This window comes from Variovorax sp. GW821-FHT09D04, from assembly GCF_059416405.1.
This window is the reverse complement of sequence record NZ_JBWKPA010000014.1, coordinates 32,534-49,380: the sequence shown is the minus strand read 5'-3', so window position 1 is coordinate 49,380 and position 16,847 is coordinate 32,534. Positions and strand designations below refer to the sequence as shown.

At 70.4% G+C, this 16,847-nt stretch carries 16 protein-coding genes; 7 read left to right on the top strand and 9 right to left on the bottom strand.

The genetic code is table 11. The annotated features are described in order from the left end of the window. Window positions 1-1,467 (top strand): MFS transporter, encoded by a 1,467-nt coding sequence (locus AC07O4_RS28935; protein WP_495306307.1) that lies wholly within the window; start codon window positions 1-3, stop codon window positions 1,465-1,467. Here AC07O4_RS28935 and AC07O4_RS28930 read toward each other — a convergent pair. Both AC07O4_RS28930 and AC07O4_RS28925 read right to left on the bottom strand, forming a co-directional pair. After that, complete coding sequence (locus AC07O4_RS28930; RefSeq protein ID WP_495306306.1) at window positions 1,464-3,176, bottom strand: FAD-dependent oxidoreductase; 1,713 nt, start codon at window positions 3,174-3,176, stop codon at window positions 1,464-1,466. The genes AC07O4_RS28935 and AC07O4_RS28930 overlap by 4 nt on opposite strands. Window positions 3,177-3,195: 19 nt before the next feature. Then, window positions 3,196-4,212, bottom strand: coding sequence for a Bug family tripartite tricarboxylate transporter substrate binding protein (locus tag AC07O4_RS28925; RefSeq protein ID WP_095949682.1), 1,017 nt, complete (start codon window positions 4,210-4,212; stop codon window positions 3,196-3,198). A gap of 99 nt (window positions 4,213-4,311) precedes the next feature. On the opposite strand from AC07O4_RS28925, the gene AC07O4_RS28920 reads away from it, so the two are divergent. Together AC07O4_RS28920 and AC07O4_RS28915 are read left to right on the top strand one after the other, a co-directional pair. Then, entirely contained in the window at window positions 4,312-5,211 is a 900-nt protein-coding gene (locus AC07O4_RS28920) for a LysR family transcriptional regulator (protein WP_095743373.1), read from the top strand. 63 nt (window positions 5,212-5,274) lie between these two features. Further along, window positions 5,275-6,000 carry a DUF3053 domain-containing protein gene (locus tag AC07O4_RS28915; protein WP_492744132.1) on the top strand — a complete coding sequence of 242 codons (726 nt, stop codon included), beginning with the start codon at window positions 5,275-5,277 and terminating at the stop codon, window positions 5,998-6,000. A gap of 7 nt (window positions 6,001-6,007) precedes the next feature. Here AC07O4_RS28915 and thiL read toward each other — a convergent pair whose 3' ends face one another. Continuing rightward, a complete protein-coding gene (gene thiL / locus AC07O4_RS28910; RefSeq protein WP_492744130.1) occupies window positions 6,008-6,964 on the bottom strand; it encodes a thiamine-phosphate kinase in 957 nt (318 codons plus the stop codon). Window positions 6,965-7,099: 135 nt separating this feature from the next. Between thiL and AC07O4_RS28905 the strand changes: the two genes are divergently transcribed. Together AC07O4_RS28905 and AC07O4_RS28900 are read left to right on the top strand one after the other, a co-directional pair. Further along, a complete protein-coding gene (locus AC07O4_RS28905; protein ID WP_492744128.1) occupies window positions 7,100-8,239 on the top strand; it encodes a helix-turn-helix transcriptional regulator in 1,140 nt (379 codons plus the stop codon). Window positions 8,240-8,326: 87 nt separating this feature from the next. After that, on the top strand, window positions 8,327-9,112 hold the full coding sequence (locus AC07O4_RS28900; RefSeq protein ID WP_307587666.1) for an SGNH/GDSL hydrolase family protein: 786 nt from the start codon (window positions 8,327-8,329) through the stop codon (window positions 9,110-9,112). Window positions 9,113-9,125: 13 nt separating this feature from the next. Here the strand turns inward: AC07O4_RS28900 and AC07O4_RS28895 are convergent, their stop codons facing one another. Further along, on the bottom strand, window positions 9,126-9,755 hold the full coding sequence (locus AC07O4_RS28895) for an isochorismatase family protein (RefSeq protein ID WP_495306305.1): 630 nt from the start codon (window positions 9,753-9,755) through the stop codon (window positions 9,126-9,128). A 103-nt stretch (window positions 9,756-9,858) separates the two neighbouring features. Here AC07O4_RS28895 and AC07O4_RS28890 point away from each other — a divergent pair, with 103 nt between their 5' ends. Further along, window positions 9,859-10,836: a GlxA family transcriptional regulator gene (locus tag AC07O4_RS28890; RefSeq protein WP_495306304.1), complete on the top strand. Its 978-nt coding sequence runs from the start codon at window positions 9,859-9,861 to the stop codon at window positions 10,834-10,836. Window positions 10,837-10,845: 9 nt separating this feature from the next. Here AC07O4_RS28890 and AC07O4_RS28885 read toward each other — a convergent pair whose 3' ends face one another. From AC07O4_RS28885 to apaG, 4 genes are all read right to left on the bottom strand, one after another. Then, entirely contained in the window at window positions 10,846-12,066 is a 1,221-nt protein-coding gene (locus AC07O4_RS28885; RefSeq protein ID WP_139702150.1) for a YbdK family carboxylate-amine ligase, read from the bottom strand. After that, the gene (locus AC07O4_RS28880) at window positions 12,063-13,334 is read right to left on the bottom strand and encodes a cation:proton antiporter (protein ID WP_062480997.1); all 1,272 of its coding nucleotides are present in this window, start codon (window positions 13,332-13,334) and stop codon (window positions 12,063-12,065) included. The genes AC07O4_RS28885 and AC07O4_RS28880 overlap by 4 nt, the downstream gene beginning before the upstream one ends. Next, entirely contained in the window at window positions 13,331-15,304 is a 1,974-nt protein-coding gene (tlpB, locus tag AC07O4_RS28875; RefSeq protein ID WP_354347960.1) for a transporter-like protein TlpB, read from the bottom strand. Before tlpB ends, AC07O4_RS28880 begins: the two co-directional genes overlap by 4 nt. A gap of 122 nt (window positions 15,305-15,426) precedes the next feature. Continuing rightward, window positions 15,427-15,822 (bottom strand): Co2+/Mg2+ efflux facilitator ApaG/CorD, encoded by a 396-nt coding sequence (apaG, locus tag AC07O4_RS28870; protein ID WP_062481013.1) that lies wholly within the window; start codon window positions 15,820-15,822, stop codon window positions 15,427-15,429. A 60-nt stretch (window positions 15,823-15,882) separates the two neighbouring features. Here apaG and rpe point away from each other — a divergent pair, with 60 nt between their 5' ends. Next, window positions 15,883-16,578, top strand: coding sequence for a ribulose-phosphate 3-epimerase (gene rpe, locus AC07O4_RS28865; protein WP_062480999.1), 696 nt, complete (start codon window positions 15,883-15,885; stop codon window positions 16,576-16,578). Here rpe and AC07O4_RS28860 read toward each other — a convergent pair. Beyond that, window positions 16,568-16,801, bottom strand: coding sequence for a hypothetical protein (locus AC07O4_RS28860; protein ID WP_369631050.1), 234 nt, complete (start codon window positions 16,799-16,801; stop codon window positions 16,568-16,570). The two genes, rpe and AC07O4_RS28860, sit on opposite strands and share 11 nt — an antisense overlap. Window positions 16,802-16,847 lie beyond the last annotated feature (46 nt).

Sequence of the window (16,847 nt, the reverse complement as noted above, 5' to 3'; positions counted from 1 at the left end):
ATGTCGTCCTCCTCCTCTTCCCTCGATGCCGCCGCCGTTGGCGCGCCGCCGCCCACCGCCGCCTGGCGCGAGCTGTTCAGCGGGCGCAACGGCTGGCGCGCGCTGGCGCTGACCGGCGGCGTCGCGCTGCACGCGGTCAACGTCCACATCGTGACCACCGTGCTGCCCTCGGTGGTGCGCGAGATCGGCGGGCTCGACTGGTACGCCTGGAGCACGACCCTGTTCGTGGTCGGCTCGATCCTCGGTGCCACGCTGTCGGTGCGGCTGCTGGCCGCGCGCGGGCCGCGCGGCGCCTGCCTCACGGCGCTGGCCGTGTTCACGGCCGGCTCGGTGGGCTGCGCGCTGGCGCCGGCCATGCCGTGGCTGCTCACGGGGCGCACGGTGCAGGGCCTGGGCGGTGGGTTGCTGGCGGCGTTGAGCTACGGGCTGATCCAGCGCGTGTTCGAACCCCGGCTGTGGCCGCGCGCGGTGGCGCTGGTGTCGGGCATGTGGGGCGTGGCCACGCTGTGCGGGCCGGCCGTGGGCGGGCTGTTCGCGCAGGCCGGCCACTGGCGCTGGGCCTTCTGGGCGCTGCTGCCGGTGGCGGCGGCGCAGGCCCTGCTGGTCGCGGTGCAGTTGCGGCCCGCGGCCGGCATCCGGCATGACCGCCCGGCGCAGATGCCGCGCGTGCCGGCGCCGCAGATCGCGCTGCTGGCGCTGTCGGTGCTGGTGATTGCCGCCAGCGGTTTCTGGCCCGGCCTCGCGGGGCAGGCCGTGGGCGTGGCGCTGGGACTGGCCATCGGCTTCGCCGCCACCCGCATCGACCGCCGCGCCGGCGCCGTGCGCCTGCTGCCGACCGGCGCCTATGCCCTCGGCACGCCGCTGGGCGCGATCTATGCGAGCGTGGCGCTGCTGCTGATCGGCACCACCACCGAGATCTTCGTGCCCTACTTCCTGCAGTTGCTGCACGGCCACTCGCCGCTCGCGGCGGGCTACCTCACGGCGGCGATGGCGGGCGGCTGGAGCATCGGCTCGCTGACCTCGTCGGGCCGCACTGGCGCAGGCGCCGACCGCATGCTGCGCGCCGGGCCGGTGGTCTGCACCGCAGGCCTGCTGGCGCTCGCGTGGCTGTTGCCGACGCCGGGGGCGCTCGGGGCCCCTGTCGAGACCTCGCTCGTGGCCGTGGCGCTGGCTGCCGTCGGCTTCGGCGTGGGCATCGGCTGGCCGCACCTGCTGACGCGCGTGATGGCGCTCGCGCCGCGCGGCGAAGAAGGCTTGGCGTCCGCCTCGATCACGACCGTGCAGCTCTACGGCATGGCCGTCGGCGCGGCCGTGGCCGGGCTGGTGGCGAATGCGGCGGGGCTCACGGTGCCCGGCGGCGTGGACGGTGCGCGTTCGGCCGCGATCTGGCTGTTCACGGTCTTCGCGCTGGCGCCTGCCATCGCCGCCTGGCTGGCGTGGCGCGCGGTGGCGCGGCGCCAGCGTTAAGCGAGCACGCCTTCCCAGGCCAGCGCGCGCCGGCGTCCACGTTCGCGCCGCGTTTCGCCGCGCAAGGTGGCGACGAGGTCATACACATCGGCCGGCAGGTGCGCGCCGCGCCACGCGATGTGCTGGTCGGCGCGGCACATCACGAGGCGGTGCGCATAGGCCTTGGGCAGGCTCGCGGTCTCGATGTCGAGCACGGTGAGCGGCATGCGGTAGGCGGCGGCCGCGCGCTCCAGCGGCCGCACGTCCACGCTGCGGTCGAAGCGCAGCAGCGTGTAGCCCGGGCCGAAGGCGTCGTACAGCGAGCGCCCGTCGGCCAGCCAGAAGTGCGGTGCGCGGCAGCCGGGCACGGTGGAGGGCGTGAACTCGCCCATCGAGTACGGCGGCGCGCGGTGCTCGCCGTCGGGCACGATGATCGGTGAGCCGGTGTAGAAGTAGCCGAAGTTGAGCCCGCCACAGCAGAACTGCTGCACGTTGAGCGCGTAAGCCTCGCGGCCGATCTCGGCGCGCTGGGCCTCGCCCGCGGGGCCGGGCGCCTCGATGTCGGGCGGCACGGCGCGGCGCGCGCGGATCATCTTCTGCGCATGGTCCATCGCGAACTGCGACACCTGCTCGGTGATCGGCAGCCGCTCGGCCTCGTAGGCGTCGAGGATGGCCTCGTCGGCCCAGCCCTGCACGCAGGCGCCCAGCAGCCACGAGAGGTTGAGCGCGTCGGCGATGCCGGCGTTCATGCCGTAGCCCGCGTAGGGCACCCACAGGTGCGCGGCGTCGCCCGCGAGGAACACGCGGCCGTCGCGAAAGCGCGTGGCCACGAGGCGCCGGCCGATCCAGTCTTCCTTGCTGATGATGTCGTAGTGGAAGTCGGGCCCCACGCCCAGGATCTCTCGGATCGAGGTGTCGCGGTCGACCGAGTCGAACTCGGGCTCTTCGGCGTTCAGGTGGTTGTGCACCAGCCAGGTCTCGTGGCCGTCGATGGCGAACATCGTGCCGCAGCGGCGCGGGTTCATCGCGTAGTACGACCACGCGGGCTTGCCAGGAATCATGTCGCGCAGCTGCGGCGCGCGGATGAAGGTCGACTGCACGCGCTGGATGACGGCCGTGCCTTCGAGCTTGGCGCCGATCTGCTTGCGCACCGGCGAGCTGCCGCCGTCGCAGCCGACCATGTAGCGGCAGCGGATGCTGCGCGTGGCGCCGCTGTCCATGTCGGTGGCAACGGCGCTCACGCCGTCGGCATCCTGCGTGAAGCGCTCGAAGCGTGTGCGGTTGAGCAGCGTCACGCCCGGCAATGCGGCCGTGTGCTTCAGCAGAATCGGCTCGAGGTAGATCTGGTTGATGCGGTGCGGCGGCTCCGGCGTGGGCCACCATGCGTCGGGGCCCTCGGTCTCGGTGTAGCGGTCGCGCCGGCACGGAATGGGAATGCGCGTGAGCTCGGTGCCCGTCACCGTGGTGCGAAACACCACGTCGTTCGGGTGGTCGGCCGGCAGCCCGGCATCGCGCAGCTGCTGCGCCACGCCCAGGCGGCGGAACTGCTCCATGGTGCGCGAGGCCACGTGGTTGCACTTCACGTTCGGCGGCTCGGCGAAGCGGCGCGTCTCGCACAGGATCACCGAGACGCCGCGCGAGGCCAGGTCCATCGCCAGCGTGAGGCCCACGGGGCCGGCGCCGACGATCAGCACGTCGGCTTGCATCGAGGTGTCGGCGGTCTTCGTCATGTCTCTATCGGCTTGTCGTTCAATCGAGCTTGATGTGGGCGTCCTGGATCACCTGGGCCCACTTCTTCGTCTCGGCTCGGATGTAGCTGTCGAAGGATTCGACCGAGCCCGGCGCCGGCTCCACGCCGAGCGCGCGCATGGCGGTCTTCACCTGCTCGTCGCCGAGCGCGGCGTTGAGCTCGGCATTGAGCCGCGCCACCACCGGCGCCGGCGTGCCGGCCGGCGCGACCACGCCGAACCAGCCGGTCGAGTCGTAGCCCGGCAGGCCGGCCTCGGCCACCGTCGGCACCTCGGGCAGCATCGGCAGGCGCTGCGGGCTGGTCACGGCGAAGGCGATCAGCTTGCCGGCGCGGATCTGCTGCAGCGACGAGGGCAGGTCGACCACCGCCAGCGGAATCTGCCCGCCCAGCACGTCGAGCGCCGCCGGGCCCGAGCCGCGGTAGGGCACCTCGACCAGCCGCGTGCCCGCCATCTGGTTGAACAGCGCCGCCGACAGGTGCATGGCTGTGCCGTTGCCGCCATGGCCGATCGACAGCGTGCCCGGCTTCGCCTTGGCCAGCGCGATGAGTTCGCGCTGCGTCTTCGCGGCCACCGAGGGGTGGCCCACCAGCACGAAGGGAATGGCCGCCAGCATGCCCACGGGCTTGAGGTCTTTCTGCGGATCGAAGGGCATCTGCGGGTACAGGCTCACGTTGGCCGCCAGCGCGCCCGCCGCGCCCACACCCAGCGTGTAGCCGTCGCCCGGCGCCTTGGCCACCAGCGTCAGCCCCACGTTGCCGCCCGCGCCGGGGCGGTTGTCGACCACCACCTGCTGGCCCAGCTTCTCGTTCAGGCGCGGCACCAGCATGCGCACCACGCCATCGGCGCTGCCGCCGGGCGGGAAGGTCACGACCATGCGGATCGGCTTGGTGGGGAAATCGCCCGCCGGGGCTTGCGCCAGGGCGGTGCCGGCCACCAGCGCGCCGGCCACGGCCCACAGCAGTTGCCTGCGTCGCCCACGAAATGCGTGCATGCCGCGGGCGATAGGTGCTGTCATTCGGGCCTCTCCTTGAATTCGGTGCTTTGATCGGAGATTGAACGATGGCAGCATTCATTCGTAAATCAAGAAATTCCGAATGATTTTTCAAATTTTCTGATGAATACGAACTTCAGTCCTACGATCCGCCAGCTGCGTGCGTTCCTCGCGGTCTACCAGCTGCGCAAGCTGGGCGCCGCGGCCACGCGGCTGTTCGTCACGCAGTCGGCCGTGAGCATGCTGATCCGCCAGCTTGAGGAGGGCCTGGGCACGCGCCTGTTCGACCGCACCACGCGCGCGCTCAAGCCCACGGCCGCAGCCGAACAGATGATTTCCACCGTCGAGCGCGTGCTGCGCGACGTCGATTCGCTCTCGGCCGATTTCCGCGAACTCGCCACGCTGGAACGCGGTCGCGTGACGCTGGCGATCACGCCCACGCTGGCCGGGTTTTTATTGCCCGATGCGCTGCGCGCCTTCGGCGAGCAGCACCCGAAAGTTCGCGTGCTGGTGAACGACTGCGCGCCCGACCAGTTCCTGTCGCGCATCCTCGGCGAGCACGTCGACTTCGGCATCGGCACGCCCGAGCGGCCCGGTCCCGAGGTCGAGGTGCAGCGCCTCATGCGCGACCACCTCGCCGTGGTGTGCCGCACCGACCACCCGCTGGCCAAGGCACGCGTGGTGCGCTGGTCGGACCTGGGCCGCCACCCGGTCATCACCGTGCGCCCCGGCTACGGCGTGCGCCCGCTGATCGACGGCACGGCGGCGGAGGCGGGCGTGACGCTCGACGTGGTGAACGAGGTGTCCTTCCTGTCCACCGCGCTGTGGATGACGGCGGCCGGCATGGGCGCGTCGATCATGCCGTCGGCCTTCGCGCGCGCCGAGAAGAACCCGGTGCTCGTGGTGAAGGTGCTCAGCGCACCGCGCGTGGTGCGCGACATCTCGATCGTCACCAAGCGCGGCCATTCGCTGTCGGCGGCGGCGCGGGCGTTCATCGAGGCGTTGAAGCAGAGCCTGCAGTAGCCGTGGCGGCGGGGCGGTCGTATGCTGGCCGGTCTTTTTTCTTTGCGCGAAAGCAGGTGCCCCATGACAACAACCACACGGTCCCGTTTCTCTTCCGCATGGCTGGTCCTGGCCTTCGTCCTGATGCTGTCGATGCTGCTCGTGGCCTGCGGCAACAAGGAGGCCGAGCAGCGCAGCGCCTTCATCGCCTACCTGCAGACCCGCGTGCTCGACAAGCCCGGCTTGCGCGTGCCCACGCCCACCGCCGAAGAAAAAGCATCGTTCGGCGACTACGCGCAGCACTACGCGGTGATCACCGATTTCAACGAAGGCATGAACAAGTCGGTGAGCCAGCCTATGACGCAGGTCATGGCCAAGGGCGCGCTGCGCTCGCTGGCCGACCTGCCGGCGCGCCGCGACGATCTCAAGGCCGCCAAGGAGGGCCTGGGCGGCCTTCGCACCGCGCTCGATCAGCAGTTGGCCAAGGCCGATGCGGCACGCGCGCAACTCAAGCAGCCCGACGACCTGAAGCAGGTCTATGGCAAGGCCTACGAGAAGACGGTGACGACGCCCGCCGCCACGTTCAAGGAGGTGTTCCCCGCGCTCGACGCCGTGTTCGACGGTGCGCTGGCCATCGGCGATTTCATGGAGAAGAACAAGTCGAAGCTGCAGGTCTCCGGCGCTTCGCTCACCGTGACCGACCCCGCGGTGAGGGCCGAGCTCGACAAGATGGTGCAGCAGCTGGGCCGCCAGTCGGCCGCCATCAACACCGCGCAGGACAAGATGCGCACGATGCTGCGCGGCTCTTGAACAGGCCCTAGACGAAGTGGTCGAACGAGCCGAAGCGCTGTGACACCGGCGCGCCGCCCCCATCGACGATGCGCAGCCCCGCGTCCGCTTCGATGCGGCCGATGCGCGTCACGCGCGTGGCGCTCGCCTGTCCGGCCTGCGCCACCGCATCGCGCGCCGAGGCCGGCGCGGTGAACACCAGCTCGTAGTCGTCGCCGCCCGAGAGCGCGCAGGTGCGCAGCGCCTCGGAGGGCAGGCCGGCCGTGTCGACCGCGATCAGTGCGGTGGTGGCATCGGCATCGAGCGTGGCGCCCACGCCGCTGGCCGCGAGGATGTGGCCCAGGTCGCCGATCAGGCCGTCGCTCACGTCCACCGCCGAGGTGGCGATGCCGCGCAGCGCCTGGCCCAGCGCCACGCGCGGCGTGGGTTGTTCCATGCGCGCGCGGGCCTGCGCGAAGGCCTCGGCGGGCAGGCTCAGCGTGCCGCGGAACACCTCGAGCGCCAGCCGCGCATCGCCGAGCGATCCGCTCACCCACAGGTCGTCGCCCGCGCGCGCGCCCGAGCGCAGCAGCGCGGCGCCGGCCGGCACTTCGCCGAACACGGTGATGCAGATATTGAGCGGGCCGCGCGTGGTGTCGCCGCCCACCAGCTCGCAGCCGTGGGCGTCGGCCAGCGCGAACAGGCCGCGCGAAAAACCTTCGAGCCAGGGCTCGTCCACGCCGGGCAATGCCAGCGCCAGCGTGAAGGCCAGCGGCTTCGCGCCGCAGGCGGCCAGGTCGCTGAGGTTCACGGCCAGCGCCTTGTGGCCGAGCCGGGCCGGCTCCACGGTCGAGAGAAAGTGCCGCCCCTCCACCAGCATGTCGGAGGACACGGCGAGCTGCATGCCCGCGGCCGGCGCGAGCAAGGCGCAGTCGTCGCCCACGCCCAGCGGCGAGCGCGTGGCGGGACGTTTGAAATAGCGTGTGATCAGGTCGAATTCACCCATGGGTGCGAGAGCATAACGACCTGGCGCGGGGCCGCCCGCCGCGGCGCCCACGGGAAAGGGGGCTGACAATGGAAGCATTTTGTAATACCGTCATGCACGCGGATACACCGAAAGTCCGAACAGGAGGAGGCCGCCATGACAGCCATCGTGCAGGGAGGCGTGTCCGCCGAGGCCGACACCGACCGGATCGTTGCCTTGCTGTACGACGGGATCACCTGTCCCGGCGACTGGTACGACGCGCTCGATGCCATGCGCGAGGTGCTCGGCGCCGCCTGCTTTCACACGCTCACGGTGCGCCGCACCGACTGCTCGGTGGTGGGCGCGGGGCTCGCCAACCTGGAGAGCCCGCCCGACAAGGTGCGCGAGTACGAGCAGCACCTGGCGCGCGACGACATCCGCATGCAGATGCCGGTGAACGCCCCGCTGGGCACGCCGGTGGCCGACCACGCCTACTTCGGCGCGCGCACGCTCTCGCACAGCCCGATCTATGTCGACTGGCTGGCACCGCTCGGCCTGCGCCACACGCTGGCCATGGGGCTGCGCGCCGACGACGACACGCGCGAAGTGCTCGGCTTCATCCGCCCCCGGGCCGAAGCGCCCTACGGTCCTGAGAGCGAGGCCTTCTGCCGGCGCCTGTCGCCGCACCTGGTGCGCGCCAGCGAACTGCGCGCCCGCATGATGCAGCTGGGCGAGCACGCGGCCACCGGGCTGTCGGCGCTCGACGCGCTGCCGCAGGGCATCGCCGTGGTCGACGAGGCCTGTCGCATCGACCACCTGAACGCGCGCGCGGCGGCGTGCGCGGGCCGCGGTGGCCTGTTCGACAGCGCACAGGGGCGATTGCGGCTCGCGTCGTCCGCGCTGCAGTCGGCCTTCGAGCAGCGGGTGCGCGAGGCCTGCGCCCCGGCCGGCGGCGCGCGGGCCGGCGTGCTGCACCTGCCCGTGGCCGGCAGCGTGGTCCGCATCACGGTGCTGCCGCTCAAACCCTCGCACCCGCTGGCCGTGCTGCGCCAGCGCCACCGCGCGCTCGTGGTCTTCGCCCATCCGGCCGAGGCGGCGCCCGTGGAGCCGCGGCAGCTGGAAAGCCTGCTCGGCCTGAGCCCGACCGAAGCGCGGCTCGCGCTGCTCCTCGCAAGCGGCAAGACCGTGAAGGACTTCGCCGCCGCGCAGCACTGCTCCGAACACACGGCACGCAGCCACCTGCGCAACGTGATGCGCAAGACCGACTGCCACCGGCAGGCGGAGCTGGTGCTGCTGGTGCAGTCGCTGCGGGACTGAGCAGGCGAGCAGGTTCTACTGCGAACGGGGGATGGCGCCGCGCGGCGGTTGCGAGAACCATGGCGCCCTCTACACGAGGAGTTCGCCATGGCTGTCTACTGGGACGAGACCAAGATGCAGATGGGCCCGCACGGCACCGCGACCATCCTTGCCTTCGGCGATTCGTGGTTCTGGTACCCGCTGCCGGGCGGCAGCCTGCTGAACTTCCTGGGCGACGTGGTCGGCGCGCGCGGCCACGTGATCCTGGCCAAGGGCATGAACGGCGCGGAAGCCCAGGACTACGTCGAAGGCAAGTACCGCAACGCCGTGCGCGAGTCGTTGCGCCTGTACGGGCCGACGCTGTCGGCGGTGTTCATCAGCGGCGGCGGCAACGACTTCGCGGGCTTCAACGACCTGCGCCCGTTGCTCAAGTCCGATTGCACGGGTGAGACCCAGGCCGCGCAGTGCTTTCGCAACGGCAAGGGCGGCTTCGACCAGTTCCTCGTCGACATGGACGAGCAGTACCGCGCGCTCATCGGCCTCATCTACACCCGCACCAGCGTGGACTGCCACATCGTCATGCACAGCTACGACTACGCGCCGCCCACGGGCAAGGCGCTGTTCGGGCGCGAAGGCTGGCTGCGCCCGGCGCTGGTCGACGCGGGCGTGGCGCCCGAGCTGTTCAAGCCCTGCGTCGACCACCTCATCGACGGCTTCCACGGCATGCTGCAGAACATCGCCAAGGGCGACCCGCAGCACCTGCACGTGGTGGACAGCCGGGGCACGCTGGGCCCGACCGACTGGGCCAACGAGCTGCATCCCAACGGCCGCGGCTTCAAGAAGATCGCGGTTCAGCGCTGGCAGCCCGTGCTGCAGCCGCTGAACCTGGCCTGAACTCTTGTGAAGTTCAGACGCCGCGCGCGCGGCGGTTGGACATGACCACGTTGTCCTTCTCGATCGCCGCGCCGCTCTTCAGCGCAGCAATCCACACGTCGGTCGTCGCCACGGCGGCGAAGTTGCTGTGGAACACGACGCTGAAGACGCGGTGGATTTCCTCGGCGCTCACGCGGCCGGCCGCGTTTTCATAAGGCAGCGCGCCGGTGGCGTCCGACAGGAACTCCACGTTCAGTCCGCGGTGCATGGCTTCGAACACGGTGGAGGCGTCGCAGTTCTGCGTCATGTAGCCGGTCACGCTCAGCGTGTCGATCTCGTGGCGCGCGAGCCAGTCGGCGAAGTCGGTGCCGGTGAAGACGCTCGGGAAGGCCTTGGTGACCAAGTGGTCGCGCGGGCGCTTCGCGATCTCGGGGTGCAGCTGGCCGTGGAAGTTGTCGGCCTGGAAGACCGGTGCGCCCTTCGGCGCGTGGTGCTGCACCACGACCACCGGCACGCCGGCTGCGCGGGCCGCGTCCATGGCCTGCGCGATCTTCGGCAGCGAGCGCTCGACCGGCGGGTATTCGATGGGCAGGCCGCCGCCTTCGAAGTATTCGTTCTGCACGTCGATGACGACGAGGGCGCGGCGCGGTGCGGTTTGGCTCATGGGTATCTCCTTCGGTGGTTGTGTGTGTGGAATGGCTCGATTCTTCGCGCACCGTGGGTTTTGCGACAGTGGCCCGAAAGCCATTCATCGATAAGATCGGGCCATGCGCCCCTCTGCCGTTGAAACCATTGCCGTCGTGGCCTTCGACGGCATCAGCCCCTTCCACCTTTCCGTGCCCTGCATGGTGTTCGGCGAAGACCGCACCGACACCGGCGCGCCGCGCTTTCGCGTGCAGGTCTGCGCGCCCGAGCCCGGGCCGCTGGCCACCAACGCGGGCTTCACGCTCGTGGTGCCGCACGGGCTGGAGGCGATCCGCCGCGCGCAGATCGTGGTGGTGCCGTCCTGGCGCGACGACGGCCGGCCCGCGCCGCCCGCGCTCATCCGCGCACTGCAGGCGGCGCACCGGCGCGGCGCCACCGTGGTCGGGCTGTGCCTGGGTGCTTTCGTTCTGGCCGAGGCCGGCCTGCTCGACGGTCGGCCCGCCACCACGCACTGGCACCTGGCTGCGGCCTTTGCCAGGCAGTACCCGCAGGTCGTGCTGCAGCCCGAGGTGCTGTACGTGGACGACGGTGATGTGCTCACCTCGGCGGGCACGGCCGCCGGCATCGACTGCTGCCTGCACCTGCTGCGCGTGCGCTACGGCGCCGACACCGCGAACCGCGCCGCGCGGCGCATGGTCGTCGCGCCGCACCGGCAGGGCGGTCAGGCGCAGTACATCCAGCAGCCCGTGCCGGCGGCGGCCGAACGCGACCGGCTCACGCCGCTGCTCGAATGGCTGGGGCGGCATCTGCAGGTGCCGCATGAACTCGACGAACTCGCGCGGCGCGCGCTCATGAGCCGGCGCACCTTCACGCGGCGCTTTCGCGAATCGACGGGCACGACGGTCGGCCAGTGGCTGCAGAACCAGCGCCTGGCGTTGGCGCAGCGGCTGCTCGAAACGACCGACCGCTCCGTGGAGCGCGTGGCGGCCGATGCGGGCTTCGGCTCGGCGGTGCTGCTGCGCAAGCACTTCGCCACGGCGTTCAAGGTGTCGCCGACGGTGTACCGCCGGCAGTTCTCGCAGGAGGCCGTGGCGGGCTGACCTGCGAACTCAGGCCGCGCCGCGAAAGCGCAGCGAGGCCTGGCGCACCACTTCCGCCAGCAGCCGTTCCTTGCCCTGCTTCTCGCGCAGCCAGCGCGCGTCGTTGCGGTTGGCCTCGACGCTGGTGCGCAGCTCGCCCAGCGCCTGCGTGGCGTTGAGCGCCTCGCTGTGCCATTCGAGCTGGGTCATGGTCATCAGGATGTGGTCGCGCAGCGGCATGTGCTGGCCGGTGGCCGGGTCGACGTACACGGCGTCCAGGCCGAAGCGGCAGGCCTGGAAGCGGTTGTAGGTGTAGACGAGGTAGTCGTCCTCGCACGGCTCGAAGGGCTGCTCCTGCAGGAACCATGCGGCCAGCGACTGAACGTAGCCCGCGAGCGCGGCGGCGCGCTCGATGGTGAGCGGCGTGTCGAACACGCGGATCTCGATGGTGCCGAACTCGGGCTTGGGACGGATGTCCCAATAAAAGTCTTTCATGCTGCGCACGACGCCGGTGCGGGTCATGCGCTCGAAGTAGGCCTCGAATTCCTTCCAGCTCGTGGTGAAGGGCGCGCGGCCCGAGAGCGGGAACGCGAACACCGAGTTCAGGCGTGCCGAGTCGAACTGCGTGTCCTGCCCCTGCACGAACGGCGACGAGGCCGACAGCGCGATGAAGTGCGGGATATAGCGCGACATGCGGTGCAGCATCAGCAGCGCCGAGTCGGCGTCGGGGCAGCCGATGTGCACGTGCTGGCCGAAGATGGTGAACTGCTTGCTCAGGTAGCCGTACAGCTCCGACAGCTCGCGAAAGCGCGGCTTGTCGTAGATGCGCCGTTCGTGCCACTGCTGGAAGGCATGCGTGCCGCCGCCGACCACGGCGATGTTGAGCTTGTCGGCGTTCTTGATGAGCGCTTCGCGGATCGGCGACAGCTGCGTGATCACGTCCTGCGCCGAGTGGCAGATGTCGGTCGAGATCTCGATCATGCTCGAGGTCATCTCGGGCACCACGCTGCCGGGCAGCGGCGTCTGCGCCATCAGGCGCAGCATGTCTTCGGCATACGGCGCGAGGTCGTAGTCGTGCGTGTTCACGAGCTGCAGCTCGAGCTCCACGCCCAGCGACAGCGCCTCCGACTTGTTGAAGGGCTCGAGCTTGACGGCGCGGCTCGCCGGATCGGCGGGCAGCGGTGCGGAGCGGACGTCGTCGCTGTCCGGGTCGATCGGGAGGACGGAGGTGGGGTTGCTGTTGCTGCTCATCGCTGCGTGTCTTCCGTGGTGCTGAAGGCCTGTGGCGTCCAGGGGACCGAACTCTCGCCCACGGCGTGGATCGCCACGGTGGCGAGCACGGCGCCCATCACTTCCATCAGCAAAATCGAGGGCAGGGCGACCTGCGTGATCATGGTGCCCAGAAGCGGCGAGGCCGAGGCGAAATTGGAGGCGATCAGCAGGGCGATCGACGACAGCGGCGTCATCGCGCAGCCGACCCAGAAGGCCTGCTTCCAGCTGGCGCCGCTGCCCGGGTTGGCAATGGCCACGCCCGAGATCTTGGTGACCAGGCGCACGCCGATCACGGCCAGCACCACGCTGGCCACGGGCAGGGTCCAGTCGGCCTGCGCCGCCACCATCGACACCAGCACGAACATCAGCATGGTCAGCAGCGACGAGGCGGTGCCGAGCTGGCGCTGCCAGGCCCAGGGCTTGGGGTTGAGCGTCTTGAGCAGCACACCGCCGATCAGCGCCGCCAGCGGCGCCGAGCCGCCGATGTGGGCCGTGAGCGCCGCGCCCGCCGCGATGATCGCCAGCAGCAGGATCGAGGTGTTCTCGCTGTTCGGGCTCATCACGCGCAGCGCCGAGCGCAGCGCCAGCGCCATGATCGCGCCGACCACGAACGACATGCCCAGCACCACCGCCACCGGGTAGAGCTTGAGCATCAGCGACTGCGGCGCGCGCTCGATCAGGCCGGCCTGCGCGTAGCCCAGCGTGAGGGCGTAGAAGGTGTTGAGCGTGGCCAGCGTCATGGCGCGCTCGGTCACGGGGCCGGCGGCGCGGGTGTCCATGATCACGCGGCTGAGCACGGCGGGCGAGGCGACGATCGCCATCAGCGCGATGGGGTTGGCCACCGGCTCGGGCAGGCCCAGAAGGATCAATATCCAGTACACGCCGAAGTAGGTCAGCCCCGCCTCCAGCAGGCTCTGCACCAGCACCATCGGGTTGTGGCGGAACCAGCGCAGCGGCAGCCGCCCGCCCGCCTCGAACAGCACCACGGCCGCACCCAGCTCCAGCAGGAAGAGGCTGATGCCGCGCAGCGGCCAGATCGCGCCCTCGAAGCCCGCAAAGCCCACCACCGCGCCCACCACCGAATAGCCGATGACCTTCGGCATCCCCAGGTAGCGCTGCACCAGGTGACCGGAGGCCGCGGCGGCGGCCACCAGCAGGGCCCAGAGCACGGTGGGCAGGCCGGCCGAGGGGCGCGCCCATTCGGCCCAGAAGCCCTGGAGTTCGGCGAGGAGTGCGGTCAGGTTCATGTAGGCAGGAAGAAGCTCACCGGCCGGCTGCGCCAGCGGGCCCAGATCGCGCTGCGGATGCGGGCGCGGTCACCGAGGCTCACGCTGTGCGCGCGCAGCGCCAGCCGGAAAGCGAAATAGAAACTCACGCTCACATTGAGCGCGCCGATCACCGGGATCGCCGCAACCGCCCACCACAGGGCCGGCTGGTGCAGTGCCGGCAGCCCGATGGATGCCGCCGCGGCCGCGATCTGGCCGGCCGACAGCGTGACATGGCGCACATCCAGCCCGAGCCCGAAGAAGCCCGCGAACGCGGGCAGCAGTCCGAGCATGAGTCCCAGCGAGATGTTGGAGGCGAAGCCTGAGATGTGTGTGCGCATGAAGGCGGCCCAGCGACGGGCCCGGGCGGCACCGAGAAAGGCGCCGATGCGAGGGTTGTAACGCATGGCGGAGTCCAGGCGATGCAGGACAAAGGCGTTTTCTGTCCATCCGGCGATGATGCTGGACGAAAACAGCAGGATGCCGGTGATTGCCGCGAAAAGCACGGTCGGTCCGAGCAGCGACAGCGAATGCAGCGTGGAGGCCGCATGCGCCGCGTCCAGCAGCGGCCGGCCCAGCGCGGCCTGCCAGCCCAGCACCAGCAGGCCCACCGCCGGCACCACCAGCAGCACGTTGCCCAGCACGGCCGCCACCTGCGAGCGCACGAGGTTGGCCACCTCGTCGACGAACTGGTCCACGGCGTCGTCCGACTTGATGTCGCGCAGCCGCGCCGCCATGGCGGGCGCGGTCATGGCCGGCTGCTTGGTGGCCAGCGTGAGGTGCAGCAGCTGGATCGCCACGAAGCTGGCCGCGTACATGAGGCCCGCGGCCAGCCCGCTCCAGAAGGCCGACAGGGCCAGCGCGTAGATGCCGAACTTGGCCAGCACCGTCAGCGCCGTGAAGGCGCCGCCGCCGGCGGCCTTCTTCACCATCTGCAGGTAGCTGCGGCGGTCGCGGGTGATGTAGTGCTCGCCGGTCTCGGCGCTGCGCTCGGTCACCTTGGCCGCGAGCATCGACGAGTTGGAGGCGATCAGCGCGCGGATGCTGTTGCGCTCACCGCCCGCCAGCACCAGCTTGCCGACCAGCCGCGCCATGCTGGGCCCCGGCACAGGCGACATCAGGCAGTCGAGCAGCTCGCGGATGCGCAGCACGCGCTCGCGCAGCTGGCGCAGCCGGAACACCAGGCCGACCGAGATGCCGTTGTCTTCCAGGTGCGTGTAGACCGACGAGGCGCTCGAGCGGCAGGCGTCGAGCCGGTCGCGGAAGGCCACGAAGGCGGCCTGCAGGGATTCCTCGTCGCGCGGCAGGGCGAACATCTGCTCGCGCAGCGCGTCCAGGTCGGCCATGAGGGCGTGGAAAGGGCGCGCCTCGCCCGCTTCGGGGCTGATGCGCAGCCGCAGCTCGGGCGAAAAGCCCGTCGCCACCACCTGGCTGCAGCAGTAGGTGACGGCGTCCATCACCGTGTGGCGCCAGCGCGCCGAGCCGTCGGGCATGGGCGCGGCGTCGGCCAGCAGCGCGCCGATGCGCGCGAGCTGGGTGTCGTCAAGCAGCGCGATCCAGCCGGCGTCGAACACGCCGGGCAGCACCAGCCGGAACAGGTCCGAGGCGTCGGTGGTCTCGGGCGTGCCGGGCAATATCTTGCGGCGCATGCGTTCGCCGAACTCGCTCAGGAAGGCGGTGCGCGGCGCAAAGCCGTAGTCGGCCAGCAGCGCCGTGAGGTCGACCGACTGCGTGAACGCGCGCCACCAGGCGCGCAGCCGCTCGCACAGCTCGGGGCGTGCCTCGACGGCGTCGAGCAGCAGTTGCACGCGGCCGATGGCGGCCTGCGGCGAGGCGCGGTCGCCGCGCAGCCAGTCGAAGAGGTTGATGAGCCAGATGTGGCGCTGCGCCACATCGGCCGTGGGGTCGAGGCCGGCAAGCAGCCCCTGCAAGTCGCGAGATGCAGCAGCCATGATGAATTCGTAACGGATCAGTGCCGGGAACACCGCGGAACCGGCTCAGCCGGGCCGCTGGTGTTGCCCCCGGCGAGGGGGAAGGAGAAGCGACACGAAGTGCGCGAAGCCTGGGGGAGTACCTAGTGAAGCACGCGCGAGACGGGGGCGCCGCCTATGTCGGCTTCGAGCACGAACATGGGAACCGGCACGTCGAAACGCTCGCCTTCTTCGGTCACCACGAAGAAGCTGCCGTGCATGGTGCCGCTGGCCGCCTGCAGGCGGCAGCCGCTGGTGTAGCGGAACGATTCGCCGGGCGCCAGCAGCGGCTGCTGGCCGATCACGCCGAGGCCCTTGACCTCCTGCGCATGGCCCGAGGCGTCGTTGATGAGCCAGTGGCGCGCGATCAATTGCGCGCCCACCGTGCCCACGTTGGTGACGGTGATCGTGTAGGAGAAGGTGTAGACGTTGTCCTTGGGCGAGGACTGGTCGGCCAGGTAACGCGGTTCGACCTGTACGCTGAAGGGGCTGTGTGACATGGGGCGCATGGTAACGGAGGCCTTTCCTCGGACTTCCGGCGGCTGCGAGAATCCGGGGTTATGAGCAGCACCCCGTTCCGCATTGCGCCCTCCATTCTTTCCGCCGACTTCGCGCACCTCGGCCAGGAACTGACCGACGTGATCGCGGCCGGCGCCGACTGGATCCACTTCGACGTGATGGACAACCATTACGTGCCGAACCTGACCTTCGGCCCCATGATCTGCCAGGCCCTCAAGCCCTACGCCAAGACCGCCGACGGCACGCCCGTGCCCATCGACGTGCACCTGATGATCCAGCCGGTCGACGCGCTGGCCGCATCTTTTGCGCAAGCGGGCGCTGACTACATCAGCTTCCACCCCGACGCCTCGACCCATGTGCACCGCAGCATCCAGGCCATCAAGGCCGCCGGCTGCAAGCCCGGCCTGGTGTTCAACCCCGGCGCCGGCCTCGAGGCGCTGGACTGGGCCATCGACGACATCGACCTCATCCTCATCATGAGCGTCAACCCCGGCTTCGGCGGCCAGAGCTTCATCGACTCGGCGCTGCGCAAGATCGAGCAGGCGCGCAAGCGCATCGAGCAGAGCGGGCGCGACATCCGCCTCGAGGTGGACGGCGGCATCAAGGCCGACAACATCGCCCGCGTGGCCTCGGCCGGCGCCGACACCTTCGTGGCGGGCAGCGCGATCTTCAACGCCAAGGACTACGGCGCGGTGATCGGCGACATGCGCCAGCAGCTGGCCACCGTCAAGGCCTGACCTTGCCGTCGGGCGTGCGCTCGGGCGTGAGCCCGCGGTCGGTGTCGACCACGCCGCGTTCCACGTCTTCGTAGCCGCGCCGGCCCTTCTCGGGCGGCTGGCCGTCCTGCATCACCTGGCTGTCCGACGACTGGTCGCGCTCGTGCGGCAGGCGCGGCGCCGATTCGCCGTCCTGTGCGACGCGGGTGGTGTCCTTCTTGTCCTTGCGCGGCTGCTGGGCCATCGTGTGCTCCTTCAAAGTGCGGGTCTGGCGCCAGCTTGCGCGGCGC